Here is a 1,055-nt window from a genome sequence, read left to right on the forward strand (position 1 = left end):
CTTCGGCAACTAAAAACCCAAAATCCTGGGTGATTATCTCAGGTTCATAAAACTCCCGGCAACCTCCAAAAAGAACCCCCATAATAAATGGCAGTACTATTAAATATTTCTTACACTTTTGGACCTTCATTACACTTCAAATGATAACATTAAATTTCCTCATCCCAAAAATCGGGTTTCTCAGTAGTTCCTCTTAATCTGCAATCGGTACAGTCGGTATAAGTATAATTCCACCCAATCCACAGCCCGTTTTCAATTACTGGATCACCGACTTCTACATTTGGCCTATTAAAATATTCAAAATACTGGTGCTCTCGTATGATATCAGGAACCATTTCACAATGACTGTAATCCGCTATCCTTGGGCTCCAAGGTCTAATATCAGTAAAATCAATAAATAGCCTTTTCCTTTCAGATCTACCAACACTTATATACCCAATGACAGGAGTGTCTTCCCTTCCAACTTTTTTTATATTACTACCCAAGAATGCCGGCATGGGACTGAAAATATCCCCCAGGTCATCTGTGTTTTTCCTAATGGATTCCCAAAACTCAAACGCCGCATGATCCAATGTTCTTTGCCACACCTCAATACTATATCGAAGCCCCAGCTTCTCAGAATAAATGGGAATTCTCATCAACTCTACTCCCCGGATCTCCCCATCTACCGATTGGGCACCACTCCCTAGCCTAATATCTCCAGATTTTTCATTCCTATAGCAGAGATTAATATTTTCCTCCCAAGGAATAATCGTATTTGTATATGGTTCGTAGCGGTAAATGGGATTAAACCAAGATCTGAACTGCCAAGTCTCTTCCGTAGTCCACAAGAAATAATTGTCCTCCCCACGGCTATTCAAATAAATATACACCCCATCCTCTTCACGGGTGAAAAACATCCCTTCGATTGGTGGGGCCATGGCGGGCTGCATCCAATCTGAGATATATTGTTCATGCTCCCCAATTTGAATCTGAAGCTGATAATCTTGATCACTAGGCAAAGTGCCCACCATCGCATATGTTCCATCCTCCTCCAAAGCAAATTGCCAGCTTCC

1 protein-coding gene is annotated in these 1,055 nt (G+C 41.4%); it reads right to left on the reverse strand.

The window, feature by feature from the left end; all coding sequences use genetic code 11:
• Positions 1 to 149: 149 nt before the first annotated feature.
• On the reverse strand, positions 150 to 1,055 hold a 906-nt coding region (locus KIH41_RS18025), incomplete at its 5' end, for a DUF4249 family protein (RefSeq protein ID WP_214163340.1).

The sequence above is a fragment of the Litoribacter ruber genome, from assembly GCF_018500185.1.
Classification (GTDB): Bacteria; Bacteroidota; Bacteroidia; order Cytophagales; family Cyclobacteriaceae; genus Litoribacter; species Litoribacter ruber.